The 16,069-nt window shown below is 31.0% G+C and carries 24 protein-coding genes and 1 riboswitch; of the genes, 11 read left to right on the forward strand and 13 right to left on the reverse strand.

All coding sequences use genetic code 11. From position 1 onward, the window contains the following. Positions 1-13 precede the first annotated feature (13 nt). From SOJ_RS11055 to SOJ_RS11085, 7 genes are all read right to left on the reverse strand, one after another. Entirely contained in the window at positions 14-829 is an 816-nt protein-coding gene (locus tag SOJ_RS11055; protein WP_002508185.1) for a MetQ/NlpA family ABC transporter substrate-binding protein, read from the reverse strand. Between the two features lie 23 nt (positions 830-852). After that, complete coding sequence (locus SOJ_RS11060; protein ID WP_002508186.1) at positions 853-1,548, reverse strand: methionine ABC transporter permease; 696 nt, start codon at positions 1,546-1,548, stop codon at positions 853-855. Further along, entirely contained in the window at positions 1,541-2,566 is a 1,026-nt protein-coding gene (locus tag SOJ_RS11065) for a methionine ABC transporter ATP-binding protein (RefSeq protein ID WP_002508187.1), read from the reverse strand. The genes SOJ_RS11060 and SOJ_RS11065 overlap by 8 nt, the downstream gene beginning before the upstream one ends. An 85-nt stretch (positions 2,567-2,651) precedes the next feature. Next, positions 2,652-2,759: riboswitch (SAM riboswitch) on the reverse strand. A 55-nt stretch (positions 2,760-2,814) separates the two neighbouring features. Beyond that, positions 2,815-3,114: a thioredoxin family protein gene (locus SOJ_RS11070; protein WP_002508188.1), complete on the reverse strand. Its 300-nt coding sequence runs from the start codon at positions 3,112-3,114 to the stop codon at positions 2,815-2,817. Next, positions 3,111-3,503, reverse strand: a complete 393-nt coding sequence (locus SOJ_RS11075) for a toprim domain-containing protein (protein WP_002508189.1) — start codon at positions 3,501-3,503, stop codon at positions 3,111-3,113. The genes SOJ_RS11070 and SOJ_RS11075 overlap by 4 nt, the downstream gene beginning before the upstream one ends. 305 nt (positions 3,504-3,808) lie before the next feature. Next, entirely contained in the window at positions 3,809-4,189 is a 381-nt protein-coding gene (gcvH, locus tag SOJ_RS11080; RefSeq protein WP_002508190.1) for a glycine cleavage system protein GcvH, read from the reverse strand. A gap of 168 nt (positions 4,190-4,357) precedes the next feature. After that, positions 4,358-4,711: an arsenate reductase family protein gene (locus tag SOJ_RS11085; protein WP_002508191.1), complete on the reverse strand. Its 354-nt coding sequence runs from the start codon at positions 4,709-4,711 to the stop codon at positions 4,358-4,360. Positions 4,712-4,854: 143 nt separating this feature from the next. On the opposite strand from SOJ_RS11085, the gene SOJ_RS11090 reads away from it, so the two are divergent. Beyond that, on the forward strand, positions 4,855-5,175 hold the full coding sequence (locus SOJ_RS11090) for a thioredoxin family protein (RefSeq protein WP_002508192.1): 321 nt from the start codon (positions 4,855-4,857) through the stop codon (positions 5,173-5,175). 146 nt (positions 5,176-5,321) lie between these two features. On the opposite strand, the gene SOJ_RS11095 is transcribed toward SOJ_RS11090, so the two are convergent. Next, positions 5,322-5,861 (reverse strand): nitroreductase family protein, encoded by a 540-nt coding sequence (locus SOJ_RS11095; RefSeq protein WP_002508193.1) that lies wholly within the window; start codon positions 5,859-5,861, stop codon positions 5,322-5,324. A gap of 66 nt (positions 5,862-5,927) precedes the next feature. Next, positions 5,928-6,647: a type I 3-dehydroquinate dehydratase gene (gene aroD / locus SOJ_RS11100; RefSeq protein WP_002508194.1), complete on the reverse strand. Its 720-nt coding sequence runs from the start codon at positions 6,645-6,647 to the stop codon at positions 5,928-5,930. 178 nt (positions 6,648-6,825) lie between these two features. Between aroD and SOJ_RS11105 the strand changes: the two genes are divergently transcribed. The 6 genes from SOJ_RS11105 (at position 6,826) to SOJ_RS11125 (ending at position 11,519) form a co-directional block, all read left to right on the forward strand. Then, a complete protein-coding gene (locus tag SOJ_RS11105) occupies positions 6,826-7,251 on the forward strand; it encodes an organic hydroperoxide resistance protein (RefSeq protein WP_002508195.1) in 426 nt (141 codons plus the stop codon). Positions 7,252-7,737: 486 nt separating this feature from the next. Next, positions 7,738-8,274 (forward strand): GNAT family N-acetyltransferase, encoded by a 537-nt coding sequence (locus SOJ_RS11110; protein ID WP_002508196.1) that lies wholly within the window; start codon positions 7,738-7,740, stop codon positions 8,272-8,274. Positions 8,275-8,495: 221 nt separating this feature from the next. After that, positions 8,496-8,762 carry a hypothetical protein gene (locus SOJ_RS11115; RefSeq protein ID WP_002508197.1) on the forward strand — a complete coding sequence of 89 codons (267 nt, stop codon included), beginning with the start codon at positions 8,496-8,498 and terminating at the stop codon, positions 8,760-8,762. A gap of 186 nt (positions 8,763-8,948) precedes the next feature. After that, on the forward strand, positions 8,949-10,244 hold the full coding sequence (locus SOJ_RS11120; protein ID WP_002508198.1) for a CitMHS family transporter: 1,296 nt from the start codon (positions 8,949-8,951) through the stop codon (positions 10,242-10,244). 324 nt (positions 10,245-10,568) lie between these two features. After that, on the forward strand, positions 10,569-10,724 hold the full coding sequence (locus SOJ_RS14435; protein WP_155115716.1) for a hypothetical protein: 156 nt from the start codon (positions 10,569-10,571) through the stop codon (positions 10,722-10,724). Positions 10,725-11,282: 558 nt separating this feature from the next. Next, positions 11,283-11,519: a hypothetical protein gene (locus tag SOJ_RS11125; RefSeq protein WP_002508200.1), complete on the forward strand. Its 237-nt coding sequence runs from the start codon at positions 11,283-11,285 to the stop codon at positions 11,517-11,519. Positions 11,520-11,532: 13 nt separating this feature from the next. Here SOJ_RS11125 and SOJ_RS11130 read toward each other — a convergent pair whose 3' ends face one another. The 3 genes from SOJ_RS11130 to SOJ_RS11140 form a co-directional block, all read right to left on the reverse strand. Beyond that, positions 11,533-11,748, reverse strand: a complete 216-nt coding sequence (locus SOJ_RS11130) for a sterile alpha motif-like domain-containing protein (protein WP_002508201.1) — start codon at positions 11,746-11,748, stop codon at positions 11,533-11,535. 424 nt (positions 11,749-12,172) lie between these two features. Continuing rightward, on the reverse strand, positions 12,173-12,379 hold the full coding sequence (locus tag SOJ_RS11135) for a TM2 domain-containing protein (protein WP_002508202.1): 207 nt from the start codon (positions 12,377-12,379) through the stop codon (positions 12,173-12,175). A 68-nt stretch (positions 12,380-12,447) separates the two neighbouring features. After that, positions 12,448-12,942: a hypothetical protein gene (locus SOJ_RS11140; RefSeq protein ID WP_230456618.1), complete on the reverse strand. Its 495-nt coding sequence runs from the start codon at positions 12,940-12,942 to the stop codon at positions 12,448-12,450. A gap of 293 nt (positions 12,943-13,235) precedes the next feature. Between SOJ_RS11140 and tsaT the strand changes: the two genes are divergently transcribed. Continuing rightward, positions 13,236-13,418, forward strand: coding sequence for a type II toxin-antitoxin system toxin TsaT (gene tsaT, locus SOJ_RS11145; RefSeq protein ID WP_002508204.1), 183 nt, complete (start codon positions 13,236-13,238; stop codon positions 13,416-13,418). 152 nt (positions 13,419-13,570) lie between these two features. Here tsaT and SOJ_RS11150 read toward each other — a convergent pair whose 3' ends face one another. Then, positions 13,571-13,780, reverse strand: a complete 210-nt coding sequence (locus SOJ_RS11150) for a hypothetical protein (protein ID WP_002508205.1) — start codon at positions 13,778-13,780, stop codon at positions 13,571-13,573. 171 nt (positions 13,781-13,951) lie between these two features. On the opposite strand from SOJ_RS11150, the gene SOJ_RS11155 reads away from it, so the two are divergent. From SOJ_RS11155 to SOJ_RS11160, 3 genes are all read left to right on the forward strand, one after another. Next, positions 13,952-14,200, forward strand: coding sequence for a hypothetical protein (locus SOJ_RS11155; protein WP_002508206.1), 249 nt, complete (start codon positions 13,952-13,954; stop codon positions 14,198-14,200). 145 nt (positions 14,201-14,345) lie between these two features. Continuing rightward, positions 14,346-14,480 carry a hypothetical protein gene (locus SOJ_RS14805; RefSeq protein WP_002508207.1) on the forward strand — a complete coding sequence of 45 codons (135 nt, stop codon included), beginning with the start codon at positions 14,346-14,348 and terminating at the stop codon, positions 14,478-14,480. A gap of 586 nt (positions 14,481-15,066) precedes the next feature. Further along, a complete protein-coding gene (locus SOJ_RS11160) occupies positions 15,067-16,029 on the forward strand; it encodes an arsenic resistance protein (protein WP_002508208.1) in 963 nt (320 codons plus the stop codon). Positions 16,030-16,069 lie beyond the last annotated feature (40 nt).

Consider the following 16,069-nt stretch of genomic DNA (forward strand, 5'->3'; position numbering starts at 1 on the left):
ATAGAATTCGATATTATTTTGCTGGTACGACCGCACCATCGTATTCTTTGTTGATGTAGTCTTTAATTTCTTTAGATTGGAGTACATCAATTAGTGCTTTGATTTTCTCGTCATCTTTATGACCTTCTCTTACGCCAATTAAATTCGCATAAGGATTGTCTTTTGCTTTCTCTAGAACAATTGAATCATCTTTAGGGCTTAAATCTTGATCAATTGCAAAGTTTGAATTAATAATTACAGCATCAGCATCTTCGTTTTGATAAATTTTAGGTAGATACTCTGCAGATTGTTTATTATTAAATTTGATGTCTTTTTTATTTTCTACAATATCATCAAACGTAGCGTCTTCTGTTTTAACGCCATCTTTTAATTTAATAAGTCCTTCATCTACGAAGAATTTTAAGAAACGTCCTTCTTCAGCTGGATTATTCGAAACATATACTGTTGCGCCTTTTGGTAAATCTTTTAAACTTTTATATTTTTTAGAGTAAACTGCCATAGGCTCCAAGTGAACGTTTCCTGCTGATTCCACTTTATAGCCTTTGTCTTCCTTCTCTGTTTTTAAATATGGTGTATGTTGGAAGAAGTTCGCATCAAGTTCACCTTTATCTAATAATTTATTCGGTGTTGTATAATCATTAATCGTTTTGATTTTTAGCTTATAACCTTTATCTTCTAACAATGGTTCTGCTTTTTCTAATATTTCTGCGTGCGGTGCTGGCGAAGCTCCGACTGTAATTGTCTTATCTTTTTCATCTCCGCCACCGCCACATGCTGCTAATAAAAGTGCTAAAGCAACTACAGAAACTAAACTTAATATTTTTTTCATATAATAAAGTCCCCTTTTAAAATTTATCGTTTATCTATTTTATTTGTAGACCAGTCACCAATAAATTGAATGATAAATACAATAATCAGTATTAAAACTGTTGATACAAATATGACGTCATTTTGATTTCGTGTGAAGCCAGTTAAATACGCTAAGTTACCTAAACCACCTGCACCAATTACACCTGCAACCGCTGTTGATCCAACTAAAGCAATTGCAGTCACTGTAATACCGGATATTAAAGCTGGCATTGCTTCTGGTAAAAGGACTTTTTTCACTACTGTCCATGTATTTGCGCCCATTGACCAAGCCGCTTCGATTACGCCTTTGTCGATTTCTTTAAATGCGATCTCTACTAATCTTGCATAGAACGGTGCAGCACTAATAATCAATGCTGGTAAAGCTCCAGTTGGTCCACTAATTGTTCCTAATATTAAACTTGTGAATGGAATCAACAAGAGTATGAGAATAATGAAAGGTATCGCTCTGAATAAGTTTACGATAAATGAAACTACACTATAAAAGACTCTTGCCACTGGTGATTTACTTTTAGCTGATAAGAAGAGTAATACACCTAAAATCAGTCCTAAAACAAAAGCAAACGCTGTTGCTATTACAGTCATATAAATTGTTTCATATGTTGCTAACCAAACTTCGTCCCAACTAATATTTGGCATAGTAACCATCTCACGGAGTATGTCACCAAACGAATTACCCATGCTTTAACACCTCCACTGAAACGTGTTGCGCTTCTAAATCATTTTTGAATTTTTCGAATTTTTCTGAATTTACTGTTGGTAAATGCACTACTAAAAAGCCGATTGAACCGTCTTTCGTATGTTTAATATTAGCTTCCAATATATTTACATCAATATTATGCGTCTTAGTTATGTATGATACTAACGGCTCCGTAGTATTGCTTCCTGTAAAATTCAAGCGAACTACATAATCATTTTCATTTAATGTTATTAAATCTGTGATAGATTCATCAAAATCATCGTCTAAATCATCTTTCACAAAGCGTTTTGTTACTTCATGTTGTGGGTTTTCAAAGACAGTTGTAACCTTGCCTTGTTCAATTACACGGCCACTTTCCATAACAGCGACTTCATCACAGATACGTCGAATGACATGCATTTCGTGTGTAATGATTACGATTGTTAAATTTCGTTCTTCTTTAATCTTTAATAATAATTCTAGAATTTCATCTGTCGTTTGAGGATCTAACGCACTTGTTGCTTCATCGCAAAGCAATACAGTAGGTTCATTAGCTAATGCACGCGCGATACCGACACGTTGCTTTTGACCGCCTGATAATTCCGATGGATATGCATTTTCTCTTCCTTTTAGTCCTACCAATTCCACTAGTTCTAAAGCACGTTGCTTCGCTTCACGGCGTGAAACACCAGCAATTTCTAGCGGAAATGTAATATTATTTAATACATTTCGTGACCACAGTAAATTAAAATGTTGAAAAATCATGCTCACTTTTTGACGTTTTTTTCTTAAATCTGATTTAGATAAATCACCAATCTTATCTCCATCAATAATTACGTCACCTGAAGTAGGTTGCTCAAGATTGTTCAAGAGTCTTACTAAAGTACTTTTCCCCGCTCCTGAAAAACCAACTACTCCAAAGATTGAGCCTGATTGAATGTTTAAATCAACATGATCTACAGCTAGTACGTCGTGTTTTTTTGTCTTGTACCTTTTGACTATTTGATTTAATTCAATCATCACACTTGCCTCCTTGTATTACACTATCAATTAAAAAATGCTTCCTCTTTTATTCAGTGAAGAAAAGAGAAAGCATTAATCGCTTCTCTCATCTCCCAAAGTTAATCGTAACTTCATGTGAATTGGCACCATTTCTGATTCAGACGGTTGCCGGGCTTCAAAGGGCACATCCCTCCACCACTCTTGATAAGAGTATCATTTATTTAATTATTTTTAATCCTATCATCGCACTCATGTTTCGTCAATAACTATTTTAAATTTTCTAACAAATAAGGAACAGATTGAAATGCGTAAATTCTTTTCTGCTCTTTACCTTTAGACATCAACATGAGCACAGGTACAGATTGTATTTCTTGCGCTTGGCTAAAATCAGGATGAAAATTCAAATCTATTTTTGTAATTGGTAGTTTCAAAATTTCATTTGCTATAGCTAACATGCGTTCTGAAACTTTACAAGTTCCACACGTTGGTGTATAACCAAATATTAAATATTTTTCTTTTTCTTCATGTTCGTGCACATCTGCACGGTGTTCACTTGTTACATTCATGTTAATAAACTTACCCTTTCAGCTATATAATCTAATTTTGCTTTAGCTACTTTTTCTGCGTCTTTTACAGAAAAACCATGTTTTCGCAGTACTTTGGATAAATATGGTTTAGGGCATCTAGCAACCTCACAATATTGTCTATCTATGCGTATATGTTTACTTTCACTGAGATATCGTTTGAACCATTTCCGTATCTTTTCACCTTCTTTATCTGAATCAACAAGAATATACACTTGTTTATCATATAAAGTTTCAACCATTTCATCGATTTTATCAATGCCCATAGTACCGTTTGTACATATGATATCAATTGGCTGATCAATAACTTGCTTTACCCGCTTCTTGTCTGACTTGCCTTCGACAATGATAACTTGGTTTAGTATCGTCATGACATCCACCCTCTAAATGTTGATAGTTGTTCAATCTACTTAGTTCTTCACAATACTTAGCGACTATAAACATAATTTACATATTCCTAATCTTATCTTATTATTGAAAATAATTTTTGTCATTTAAAGACATCTAATTAAATATTCATTATCTTATATAAGAACTGTTTTTTAGTACTATTAAGCTATGATTTACTATAGCTCACTTTATGCATCTTTTAACTTGACTAAAAATCACATAAAATAGATTATTCTCATTAAAAAAACCCCAAGATAATCTATATCATGGAGTTCATACTTTGTTTTTATTCACCAATCATTTCTGAGTATTGCTCAGCTGATAGTAATTCATCTAATTGACTTTCATCACTTAATTCAACTTTTACCATCCATGCTTTATCGTATGGTGATTCATTTACGAATTCTGGGCTGTCTTCTAATTCTTCGTTAGACTCGACAACTTTCCCAGTAACAGGTGCGTATAGTTCTGAAACTGTTTTTACTGATTCAACACTACCAAAAGTTTCACCTTCGTTAATCTCATCGTCGACTTCTGGTAATTCAACGAATACGATATCTCCTAATTCACCTTGAGCATATTCAGTTATACCAATTGTTACTGTATTTCCTTCAATTTTAACCCATTCATGTTCTTTAGAATATTTAAATTCACTCGGTACTGCCACAAGAATCCCCTCCTAAATGATTTTACATATTAATGATGCCATATGAAAAGCTTTCAAGCAACTATTTCCTGATACCATAATGCAATCAGATGTTTTCACAGCAATAGATGAAGCGTTTCCACAATCACTATTGTAACCACTTATTTAATTATGAATTTAAAATTTATTTTATAACCAAGTTTCTTTATATTGGTCTTCTTTAAATCCAACTGTAACTTTATTTCCTGAAATGGCTAGTGGTCTTTTAACTAACATACCATTTGAAGCCAATAAATCTAACTTTTCATCATTCGTTAGATCTTTCAACTTATCTTTCAATCCAAGCTCACGATATTTTGCGCCATGTGTGTTAAAAAGTTTATTAATATCAATTTCTGTCGCTTCAATAATATCTTTAAACTCGTTTTTAGTAGGTGTATGTTGAACGATATCAATTGGTTCAAAACTAACACCATACTCCTGTAAGAACTTAGCTGCCTTCTTACAAGTTGTACAATTAGGATACTGGTAAAATTTTATCATTATGCTGTACCTCCTATGTCTAGTTAACACTAATATATCAAATTTCTACTTAAAACGCTCTTAATATCAAGCTGATTTTTTTAATAATGGCTAATTGTCAGTTATAATAAAGTTAATAATATCTAAAATAAAGGAGTTATACTATGCAACCAATAAATTCTACAGACAATTTTAAAGAAACAATACAAAGTGATAATCCTGTCATTGTTAAATTCGAAGCAGGCTGGTGTCCAGATTGTAAAGCGATGGACATGTGGATTGATCCAATCACTGAAAAATATAATGATTACCAATGGTTCACTGTAAATCGTGATGAATTAGAAGACGTAGCGTCTGACAATGATGTAATGGGTATTCCTAGCTTGTTAGTTTTCAAAAATGGAGAAAAACTAGCTCATTTACATTCAGCAAATGCAAAATCTCCAGAACAAGTTGAATCATTTTTAGCAGAAACATTTAAATAAATTATAAAATATTGCAGATGAAAATCTAAGGCATACATTTAAATATAAAGGCCGCATTGAATTTTAATTTCAATGCGGCCTTTATATATTTATCTCAACAATCATTCAAATGACTGCTTACCCACTTTACAATTATTATATGACAGTTAAAATTTATCAATTATATTATTTAGATGACGTTCTCTATGTGGTACTTCGTCTTCTAAATCAGTTAAATATAAAAATCCGACTAAGCTCTCATCGCCTTTCACTCCAAATAACGCACGCATTTCAGGTTCAAAAATATATGCTGGCGTTTTCCAACACGTACCAATGCCAACTTCATGTAGAAGAAGCATTAAATTTTGAGTGAAAGCTCCAAATGCCATATAATTTTCTAAATTTTGTTTTTGTCTTGGATCTTCTTTTAAGACTAAAGCTAGCATGCCCCCAAGATTTGTTGCTACATTATAATGATCTTCTTGTTTTTTCTTCAGATTAGGAAACGCAATTTTGGTAAGCTGTTTACTCATATCCCCTAATCTATCTTTAGCAATATGAACAACTCTCCATGGCTCTCTCATACCATGATTAGGTGCATCAGTAGCTTGTTGAATAGCTTGATATAAAGCAGCATCGTCTATATTCATATCTCTTTTGAACACTTTAATACTACGACGTTGTGCTATTGCTTCCTGCAATTCCATATAATATCGCCCTTTCACTATTGATAATTATTTTCAATTATAAGACAGGTCGAGATTATTTTCAAACTACTCATATAACTTTAATTGTTGTTTTAACGCTTCAACATGAATTTGACCTGGTGCTTTAGGACTATCAAGACAGCCATACGTTACAGTGCCTCCAAATAATCCCTGCGCAGTCCTTGATATAACACCCAATTTTGACATTGCAATGCCTATTACTTGTTGAGTGACTGAATCAGACGTTTCTGACATCGCACTTAATAAATTAAGCACATCTTGTTTTTCATGAGGCATTACTGCAACTTTTAAATAATCTGGTTCAAGTTGATGCATTTTAAAATAAAGATGTTTTAAAGCTTCTAATGCCGGTGTTTTTTTAAAATCATGATAGGACAATACCACTTGGATTTGTTTGCTTTTAAATTGTTCAATTAAATCTATTAAAGGTTGTGTTGATTTCCCGGGTTCAAATTCAATATCAACTAAATCAATATGTGCTAAATTGATCATTTCAGCTAATGCATTCAAATATGCTTCTTGTGATAACGTGCCGTTTCCACCTTGTGAAGAAGTACGATAAGTAACGAGTATTTTTTTCCCTAAATTTAAACTATAGATATTGTCTACTACTTTAGACACATGCTTCACATCAAAATCCACCCACTGATCTATTCTAAGTTCAATGATTTCTATTGAATCTTGAAATTTAATTAAGTCTTTTATAGTAGATTGTGAAAGTTCGTTTTTTGGCGCTATCGTAACAGCTATATTAACTTCAGTCATTTTTATTACTTCCTTTATCTGATATGATTAAAATAATTGTATAACAATTTTCAAAAATAAAACAATCATTATACATTAACTTATAAAATGGCAGTATTAATCAAAGAATGAATTTTATATGATTTAAAAATAATTCTTCGGGTATACAGTAATAGTAAGTCATTAAGGAGGTAATAAAATGGCAGTAAATTATGAAACTAAAGCAACAAATACAGGTGGCCGTAACGGACATGTTCAAACAGATGATAAAGCAATTGATGTAGCGGTTATTCCACCAGCACAAGCTGACGCTGAAAAAGGTACAAACCCTGAGCAATTATTCGCAGCAGGTTATGCCTCTTGCTTTAACGGTGCATTCGATTTAATCTTAAAACAAAACAAAGTGAGAGATGCTGAACCAGAAGTAACTCTAACTGTACGTTTAGAAGATGATCCAGATGCTGAAAGCCCTAAATTGAGCGTTTCAATTGATGCTAAAGTTAAAAGCGTATTATCTCAAGAAGACGCTGAAAAATATTTACAAGACGCGCACGAATTTTGTCCATATTCAAAAGCTACACGTGGCAACATTGACGTTGATTTAAACGTAGAAGTTGTTGACTAGTATTTAATATAATATTTAACCCCTAGACTCTATTTCGAGCCTGGGGGTTATTTTGTGCTTTGATGTTTCTGCCCTCTTATTTCTTGATGTCTTTAGTATTCTCTGTCTAGGTATTTAATTGTCATCATCACTAAATTGAGTGAAAAAATAAACAACTAAAATTGCAAAAGAAACCAGGATAAGTGCTGTCAGAGAAACAATAATTATAATTAATGCCTCCAAAAGTCTTGCCTCCACTTTAGTATATACCACTATATTACATCATAATCCATCAAATGAATTTCAATTCTTTAAATTTTAAATTTAATTAAAAATAAATTTAAAGCGATGAATTTATTAATCCGAGGAATTTTAAGTTAATTATATTTTTGACATAAGCAAATGGAAAAGTTGCCCAATCACTTCTTTTACTATAGTATTATAAATAAAATATCAGAATATTAATTATTTTATTATATATACTTTGTACAGTTTAGGAGGCATTCAATGACAGATATACGTTACTTAACAAGTGAAGATTCATCTATTTATCGCGCTTTTTTATTAAAGGGCATCCACAAAGAACTTGAAGTATTTGCATGGAAATTGCAAAATGACAAATGCTTAGTTGAATTAAATATACAAAAATTACTTTCTTCACAAACATCAGATTATGCAGTGCTTGGTGCCTTTGAACAAGATGAATTAGTTGGTGCGGCTACTTTAATTCACAAACAAAAATATAGCTTATCTCATAAAGCAATAATGGAAAACATGTGTGTCCAAGGTCATGATGATTATTCAAGAGATTATATCTCTAAATTGTTAATGCGCCATATTTTCCAAATTTGCCATGACAAAGAAATAGAAATCTTATTAACTTCACTCATTTCTAATAATATTAGTGGAAAAGTATTTTTCAGTAACCTCAACTTTGACACACTCTTTTTAGAGGAACATGCTAGAAAATATGAGGACTATTACGTCGATGAACATTGGTTAATATATTACTTTAAAGGCAATGATTTAGAACTATTTAATTAAATAGTTGATACCTGTATATAAAATAATGTTATATTTATTTCATAATCACAATAGCTCACTTTATGTAGCAAAATCATCGAGTTAAAGTAATTTTCCAAAAGTTTTCCTATAATGGCTTGCAATCAAAAGCATTTAGAAATATTATTTTAATAAGTCATACTTACAATCTACATATGCACATTAAAATATCATCTTTCCAATTATAGAAAGGACTGAACAAATTGAAATATGCTACTACATTACTATCTTTGTTCTTATCATTAATCACTTTAGCTACACCTTTACTAGCTGTTAACAAAGTGATAGAAGGCGATATGGCAATATTAGCAGGCGCTTTGTTTATCTTAGGTGTTTTATTATTTAACCTATACGCTTGTATACGTGGCGATCGTGTAGCTAATATCTTTGCTATGTTCGTATCCATCTTCGCATTTATTCTAATGAGTTATCCAATGTGGAAAACATATGTAATGGGGTTTTTAGGTTAGCTTTCTTTTTATACATAACTTCATCTATTTACTATCAAGTGCATCTATTGTTAAATTCAAATTTATCAATAGATGCACTTTTATTTTAAAATTAATTCTTTAGAAAGTTTTTATATAAGTTTTTATTTTTCATTTTACAAATTAAATGAAAGCGCTATAATCAGACAGATGGGGGGAGTCAAACATATGAATTTAGCTTTATTAGGTTTCATTATGATTATCGTTTTCTTGATATTAATCATGTCACGTAAAATGTCAGCATTAACAGCATTGATTGTTGTACCAACTGTTTTTGCTTTGATTGGCGGTTTCTACTCTGGTCTTGGCGAATACATGCTTAAAGGCATTGAAACAGTTGCACCAACAGGTATTATGCTCACGTTCGCCATTTTATATTTTGGTGTCATGATCGATGCCGGGTTATTCGAACCTGTCATCAATCAAATTATTAAAGTAGTTAAAGGGGATCCAGTTAAAATTGCAATGGGTACTGTTGTCCTAGCTTCTATGGTCGCATTAGACGGCGATGGCACTACTACATTCATTATAACTGTAACTGCAATGATGCCACTATATAAAAAAATTGGCATGAGCTTATATACACTTTCAACCTTAGCACTACTATCAATTGGGGTTATGAACATGTTACCTTGGGGTGGCCCGACAGCACGAGCAATTTCATCTTTACAGGTTACCACTGAGGAAGTTTTCATACCTATTATTCCTGCAATGATTGCAGGTATCGTTTTTGCTTTTGCTGTAGCATACATACTAGGTAAACGTGCAAAAAAATACATTACTTCTAATACACATATTGATTTAGATGATGTAAGACCTACAGATACGAAAGAAGAGTCATTATTAAAAAGACCTAAAATGCTCATACCAAACGCAATTTTAACAATTTCATTAATTGTTTGTCTTGTGATTGGTCTGTTGCCTATTCCAGTTATGTTCATGCTTTGGTTCGGTGTTGCAGTTGTACTCAATTATCCAAACCTAAGTATTCAAAATTCAGTAATTAAAAAGCATGCTGGCGATGTACTATCAGTAATAAGCCTTGTTTTTGCATCTGGTATCTTTACGGGTGTTATGGATGGTACACATATGGTTGATGAAATGGCAAATACATTAGTGCAAATTATTCCTGATGCTTTAGGTAATCATTTTGCTTTAATTACTGCCATACTAAGTGGGCCTTTCACTTACTTTATGGCCAATGATCCATTCTATTATGGCGTATTACCAATTCTTGCTGAATCAGCACAACAATTTGGTATATCTAAAGTAGATATGGCCAGAGCTTCAGTATTAGGACAACCACTTCACGTATTAAGTCCACTGTATGCTGCCGGTTATTTACTAGTCGGTATGCTAGATATTGAATATGGACAAAACCAACGTATTGTTATCAAATGGGCAATAGGATCAAGTTTATTTATGATTCTAGTCGCTTGTATTCTCGGTATTATACCTTGGTAGAATTATTTTTTTGACGTGTATAACAACGTTTGAAATTAAAAGAGCCTGGGACATAAGTATCCCATTCTCAAATTAAAAGCAGCAATCTATTAGTTTCTAATGGATTGCTGCTTTTCTATGTTAAAATATTCCGATTTTGAAAGTGCATGCTTGCCTGGGGGTTCGAGCCTGTAGTCTCTCACTCATACTATTCCCCCTAGGCGTCAGCGCTTTACAAAATCGGTACAATTATATAAATTCATACAAAATAATAAGCCACTTTCGTATAATAAAGTTACTCTAACATAACTTTAAAACGAACTCTCTTATGTATAAAATTACAATATGACTCAGCTAACACTACCAATGGAAACTGAAATTTTGATTACTAACAATGATATCGCACATGCAGTTAATCAAATTATTAATACAATTCCAGAAATAGAATTCTACGAATTCAATTACTTAAATGGTGCATCCTCTTATCATCCTAAAATGTAGATAAACCAATTGCTATAAAAGCATTTGGGTTATTTTTATATTTTTTCGTTGATATAATCTTTGTAATTAATTCATTTATCTTCATTAGTATCTATATTGGCCTTTATATAAGTTCAATCAATGAATAATCTATCGTTTTGTTTTTGTTTAAAAATGGTAGTGCTTTGGGCTGACTCCTGCGGGAAAAGCACTAGCCGAAGACTACAGGCTGAGTCTGAGGCTCACGGAAAGCATGCACAAAAGCTACCCATAAAATCGTAAATTTTTTCAACGCTATAACTGGAAACACTCTTTTGAGTGCTTCCAGTTTTTTTATTTAGTAATATTCATATTTTTTGATTAACACATACTAAAAAGCGGGTATATAAAAAGAAAACGCATAACCCATTGCGTTACACGTCATCAAGTATTATTTATTTGAATTACTTGTTTATTAACTTTAAAATTATATAGCTAGAAAATATGATTAAATTTCATTTATTTCACAATTATCGTTTTACCCATATCATACATGGGTAAAACTTAATGTCGGATTTACAATATTAAGGAGTGTTATTTATGAATCAGCTCAAAGAGTGTAATTATATTAATCCTTCGAAAGTTTCACTTGATTGGGAATGTTTTGTCGTCAGTAAGACTGATATGGAATTAGATGGATTACCTAGAGAGCTTATTAATTCATGGATGGCTCAAAGTATACTTGAACCATTCTCTATTAGAAATAATGAAATTAATTTTAAAACAAAAGATATTAAAGATGCCTTAAACAAACAAAACTGGTATTACGAAACATAGATTACTAAATATATTAAGCTATGCTTATATTATTAAGATATAAACTCAGTGCCCGTTTAGCAGAAGCTAACATTTCATGATCTATATAATTACTATAAAAATACGAGTTTAATTCATTATAGCTAGTTGCATCTTTAGGGAAATTATTATCCCTTTTAATTTTGTGAGCGAGTTGTCCAAGAGGTGTATCGTCTTCTATAAAACTAATTACAAAATCATAAAATGTCATAAGCATTACCTCGATTTTATATATTTTTAAATCATTACATGATTTACCATATCGTACTTTTGTCTAATCATATCAAATATAAGTTATTTGTCTACCACGATTCTTTTTATTATTTAAAAAATTAAAAAGAATTGTTGTTATGGCTATATTTAATTTGGAAATGTAAACTTTATAAAGTTTTTTTAATTTAAAGTAAACATTATAAACTGCCTGCAAAATTGCGTGTTTTGCAGGCAGTTTTTTTTACTTAAAAAAATAAATTATTACTTTTTATGATATGACAAGAATTAGAGTTAACACCCTTTTACAGCCATTATCTTCATATATTTTGAACTAAAAAATGGCTGTTAGATTTCCGTAGAATTCTAACAGCCATTTAATAAGTCTAGGATTGCTAGCCTAGACTTATTTATATTCATACTACTTATACTAATACATTACCGTTCTGATCAGCTGGTTTCAATAATGTAAGGATAGCACCAATAATCGCTAATATTTGAGGAATACCTGTCCAACAAAATACTAGGTATAAAATCCCTACGCCCGTTTTCCTAGCGTAGAATTTATGAATACCAAAGCTACCTAGAAACACTGCTAATACAATGTAAATTACTTTATTTACTTCATTCATAGCCAAATCTCCTCGCTTATTTAATTTACTTTCATTATACATCAAACTACTTAATTAATTAAATAATATTAATTATCGCTATATAATAGTTCAAAATACGACCTCTCAATTGTCAAAATCTCACTATATTCATTTGGCATTATTTCATTACTTAACTCTATTAATTCAGTCAAAATATAATCCATCAATTTAGCATTTATTTTATGGTCGTCAAAATGGACTTTCACTTGCTCAATCAATGTATTTTCTTCCATAAGTAATAATGCACGTCCATATGCTTTATCAACTTTTCCCCTTTGAAACGTCGGTGTTAAATAATCAATAACCTCATCCATATTGTCAAATTCATCAAAGGCTACTTTTATATGCGAACTAAGTTTACTCGCTATTTCTTTGATACGTTCATCTTCTTGTTTGTTATCAGGCATGAGATTATTTCGTATATAGACTTTTTGTTTTATAATTTTGGCTTCAGTTTCATTATATTGTTGTTTATTATCAGAGTAATCCTTGGACTTTAAACTATTAACTGCTTCTTTAGTTTCTTCTAAGTTCACATTCATATTTTCCAATATATAACCACCCCTTCCAGAAAATCGTTATTTAAATAGTATAGTATTATCTTTCCTAATTTGAGCTTTTGAAACTTTTAATTAATCAAACGGTGCTTATCCATTTGATTGTGACTCAATATATTTTATATAAATATTTACACTATTGCTGTTAAGTATTTAGTGATAAACTGATAATGCTATAATAAAAATTATATTTACTACATTTAAAATTACAAAAAGCAATAATATTACGCCTTAAATCATTGGCAATTCAACTTTTATATTAAAGGAGGCCTAGTGCTTTGAGTCTACATTTCATGATTATATTCTGGTTATCATTAGTTTTTCTAGTATGTGGTATCGTGTTACTTATCACTTACAAAAACAAAAAGTCTCAGCAAGCTAAAGAATCATTACTTGGAGCAACATTTATGTTAATTATTTTAGGTGTCGCTGGTATTTTATGCTCAATTATATTCAGTTAATCAAATTAAGTCCTGATCACAACGCGAATAATCCCTTAAAGATTATTATATATCGTGACCAGGACTTTTTTAATTTCTCATAAAATTGTAAACCTAATTTACATGTACAATTACAAAACTAAATTTTCGATATAAATCTGGTGTAATCGTAATTAATCAGTAAGAAAATGATAAATTGTTAACATAGCAATTCCTAAAATAAAAAAGTATATAAAGCGTTTATACGCTCTCCTTTTCTCATGACGAACCTCTTCACTTGAATGGTTAACATTTTCGTGCAACCTCGTATTTACAAATAAAAATGGCATTGTTCCTAAAAATGCGAATACAAGACTTAATATTATTGCTATCAGAATATTCATAACATCACCTCTATTAAACAATTTCTTCAATATTGTTATTCCCTGTAATTAACATTTTAACTAAATGAGTCGCATTTACTTTCAGTTGTGTTTAATACCATTTTCAGCAATATAGTTTATAATGAAAATTAAATAATAACTTTTGAACAACAACAATTAGGAGGGTTAATTTTGAATTTAACATACTTACCTCAATGGGAGATTATTAATCAAAGTCAGAAACAATTTATAATACAGGAAGATGCCAATTCTATTTCATTGGTCAGCCCAATTAATGACTATGCAATGGGTATCTTAAGCCAAGTTCATTTTTCTATACAAAATGGTGAAGTAATTAGCACTACTGTAGAAAATAATAGTAAAAATCTAAAAATAGAAATTAATGAAACACAATCACAACTTAAAATCATCGACGTTTAATTTTTTAGACTAAGCCCTTTCTACAATTTGTGTAAAATGCCAATTACAATATTGTAGAAAGGGTATTATATTAATAAGGCAATTATGTATTAAAAATATGTTGCTATATTTAAGTCGTTTTAATAAAGACGGGTGAGTGATAATTATGAAATTATTCAAAAATTTACTTTTACTATTAACTGGTGCACTTATAGTACGAGCATTATTATTAAGTGTAGACAACTCCACTGACGAAAAAGTCGAAAATAAAGTTAGCATACAAGATAAACAAAAATCTTAATATGGAAATTAACTGTACTCATAATCGCTATTAATATAGCTTAGCGATTATGAGTTTTTGTGTTAAAACTTAAACTTTTTACTTTAAAATCATAATAGTATTTTAGAGTGGGACAGAAATCTAATTTTTTAACAAGATTTCGTCGTATGAACCTAGCCTGGCTAAGCTGACTGTAAAATGGAATGCAAGAGCTACTTGTCTTCATAATTGAAGTAGTAGTTCTTTAAAGGTTTGCTATAAGCCCATTTTCAATTCAATCAGCCACTGCGAATTTATAAATTGAGGATTAAAAATTAAAAAACAACAAAACCCACAAGGCTTTGCTGACCATTTAAAAAACCCCTAATTAAAGGGGCTTTTTGACTATAACGGGAGTTATGAATCTTCACATGTCAAAGGACACGTAGAAAAACCATCTCCGTTAAATTCTATCATGCCCTAAGACATGCCTTGGTTATTATATCAAAATAAAAGTTGCCTATACAATCAAAAACTTATTATATCGTCAAATGCGTATATTAAATTTCATAGAGTATCACATTAAGTTATAATTAATTTGTATACATCATCTAAAAGCGAGGTCATTATGCAACACTTTAAAAGTAAAATTGAACACTATCAAATTTATATATATTTTGTAGCACTTGTGCTAGGTATATTAGCTGGTTTATCCTCACAAATATTTTCTATTTTTCTAGAGTCTGTGGTTTCAATTTTTATTGGTATATTAATGTTTAGCATGTTTTCACAAATTCCTTTTTTCAATATTCGCCAAAATCTTTTTACCACGAAATATATAATTGCATTAATTTTATCTAACTTTATAATCATACCTATCTTTGTTTTTGCTTTAATACAATTATTTGAAGTTAGTTCTGCTCCAATATTAATTGGGCTATATCTCGTACTGTTAACACCATGTATTGATTACGTTATCGTCTTCACCGCATTAGGAAAAGGAAATGCACAGCATATGCTTATTTCTACACCTATATTATTTGTATTACAAATTATTCTACTGCCCGTTTATTTTACTATTTTTTTACATAATGAAATCTTATCAATCATTGATATAGCACCATTTATTAATGCTTTTTTCACATTCATCATTATTCCTTTGATGCTCGCATTATTATTACAACTGCTCAGTAAAAAATCTAACTCTATGAATCGTGTCTTAAATCTTACTGCATGGTTACCGGAACTCTTTATGTCACTCGTACTTTTTTCAGTCGTCGGTTCACAAATAAACAAGATTACGAATGATTTAAATATTGTATTAACTGTTGTGCCTATTTATATCTGTTTTATGATTATTGCACCTATAATAGGCTTATTTTGTGGAAAGTTATTCCGTTTAGATATTCCGAATTTAAGAACATTAGCTTTCAGTACTAGTACGAGAAACGCATTGGTTGTGTTACCTCTTGCCCTTTCCTTACCAAACCATTGGATAACCATCACTACAACAGTCATTATTACTCAAACATTAACCGAACTCATTGGTGAGCTTGTTTACATTAAAGTTATTCCTAAGCTTATAAAATAAACAATTAAAATTGAATATTGGTGTCGCTAATCCTATATTT

The sequence above is a fragment of the Staphylococcus sp. OJ82 genome (assembly GCF_000294465.1).
Classification (GTDB): domain Bacteria; phylum Bacillota; class Bacilli; order Staphylococcales; family Staphylococcaceae; genus Staphylococcus; species Staphylococcus equorum.

Bases quoted from the DNA above. Each gene is read 5' to 3' on its own strand.
- SOJ_RS11055 (WP_002508185.1), bottom strand. From the start codon at position 829: ATGAAAAAAATATTAAGTTTAGTTTCTGTAGTTGCTTTAGCACTTTTA.
- SOJ_RS11060 (WP_002508186.1), bottom strand. From the start codon at position 1,548: ATGGGTAATTCGTTTGGTGACATACTCCGTGAGATGGTTACTATGCCA.
- SOJ_RS11065 (WP_002508187.1), bottom strand. From the start codon at position 2,566: ATGATTGAATTAAATCAAATAGTCAAAAGGTACAAGACAAAAAAACAC.
- SOJ_RS11070 (WP_002508188.1), bottom strand. From the start codon at position 3,114: ATGAATGTAACAAGTGAACACCGTGCAGATGTGCACGAACATGAAGAA.
- SOJ_RS11075 (WP_002508189.1), bottom strand. From the start codon at position 3,503: ATGACGATACTAAACCAAGTTATCATTGTCGAAGGCAAGTCAGACAAG.
- SOJ_RS11085 (WP_002508191.1), bottom strand. From the start codon at position 4,711: ATGATAAAATTTTACCAGTATCCTAATTGTACAACTTGTAAGAAGGCA.
- SOJ_RS11090 (WP_002508192.1), top strand. From the start codon at position 4,855: ATGCAACCAATAAATTCTACAGACAATTTTAAAGAAACAATACAAAGT.
- SOJ_RS11095 (WP_002508193.1), bottom strand. From the start codon at position 5,861: ATGGAATTGCAGGAAGCAATAGCACAACGTCGTAGTATTAAAGTGTTC.
- aroD (WP_002508194.1), bottom strand. From the start codon at position 6,647: ATGACTGAAGTTAATATAGCTGTTACGATAGCGCCAAAAAACGAACTT.
- SOJ_RS11105 (WP_002508195.1), top strand. From the start codon at position 6,826: ATGGCAGTAAATTATGAAACTAAAGCAACAAATACAGGTGGCCGTAAC.
- SOJ_RS11110 (WP_002508196.1), top strand. From the start codon at position 7,738: ATGACAGATATACGTTACTTAACAAGTGAAGATTCATCTATTTATCGC.
- SOJ_RS11120 (WP_002508198.1), top strand. From the start codon at position 8,949: ATGAATTTAGCTTTATTAGGTTTCATTATGATTATCGTTTTCTTGATA.
- SOJ_RS14435 (WP_155115716.1), top strand. From the start codon at position 10,569: ATGACTCAGCTAACACTACCAATGGAAACTGAAATTTTGATTACTAAC.
- SOJ_RS11125 (WP_002508200.1), top strand. From the start codon at position 11,283: ATGAATCAGCTCAAAGAGTGTAATTATATTAATCCTTCGAAAGTTTCA.
- SOJ_RS11130 (WP_002508201.1), bottom strand. From the start codon at position 11,748: ATGACATTTTATGATTTTGTAATTAGTTTTATAGAAGACGATACACCT.
- SOJ_RS11135 (WP_002508202.1), bottom strand. From the start codon at position 12,379: ATGAATGAAGTAAATAAAGTAATTTACATTGTATTAGCAGTGTTTCTA.
- SOJ_RS11140 (WP_230456618.1), bottom strand. From the start codon at position 12,942: ATGAATGTGAACTTAGAAGAAACTAAAGAAGCAGTTAATAGTTTAAAG.
- SOJ_RS11150 (WP_002508205.1), bottom strand. From the start codon at position 13,780: ATGAATATTCTGATAGCAATAATATTAAGTCTTGTATTCGCATTTTTA.
- SOJ_RS14805 (WP_002508207.1), top strand. From the start codon at position 14,346: ATGAAATTATTCAAAAATTTACTTTTACTATTAACTGGTGCACTTATA.
- SOJ_RS11160 (WP_002508208.1), top strand. From the start codon at position 15,067: ATGCAACACTTTAAAAGTAAAATTGAACACTATCAAATTTATATATAT.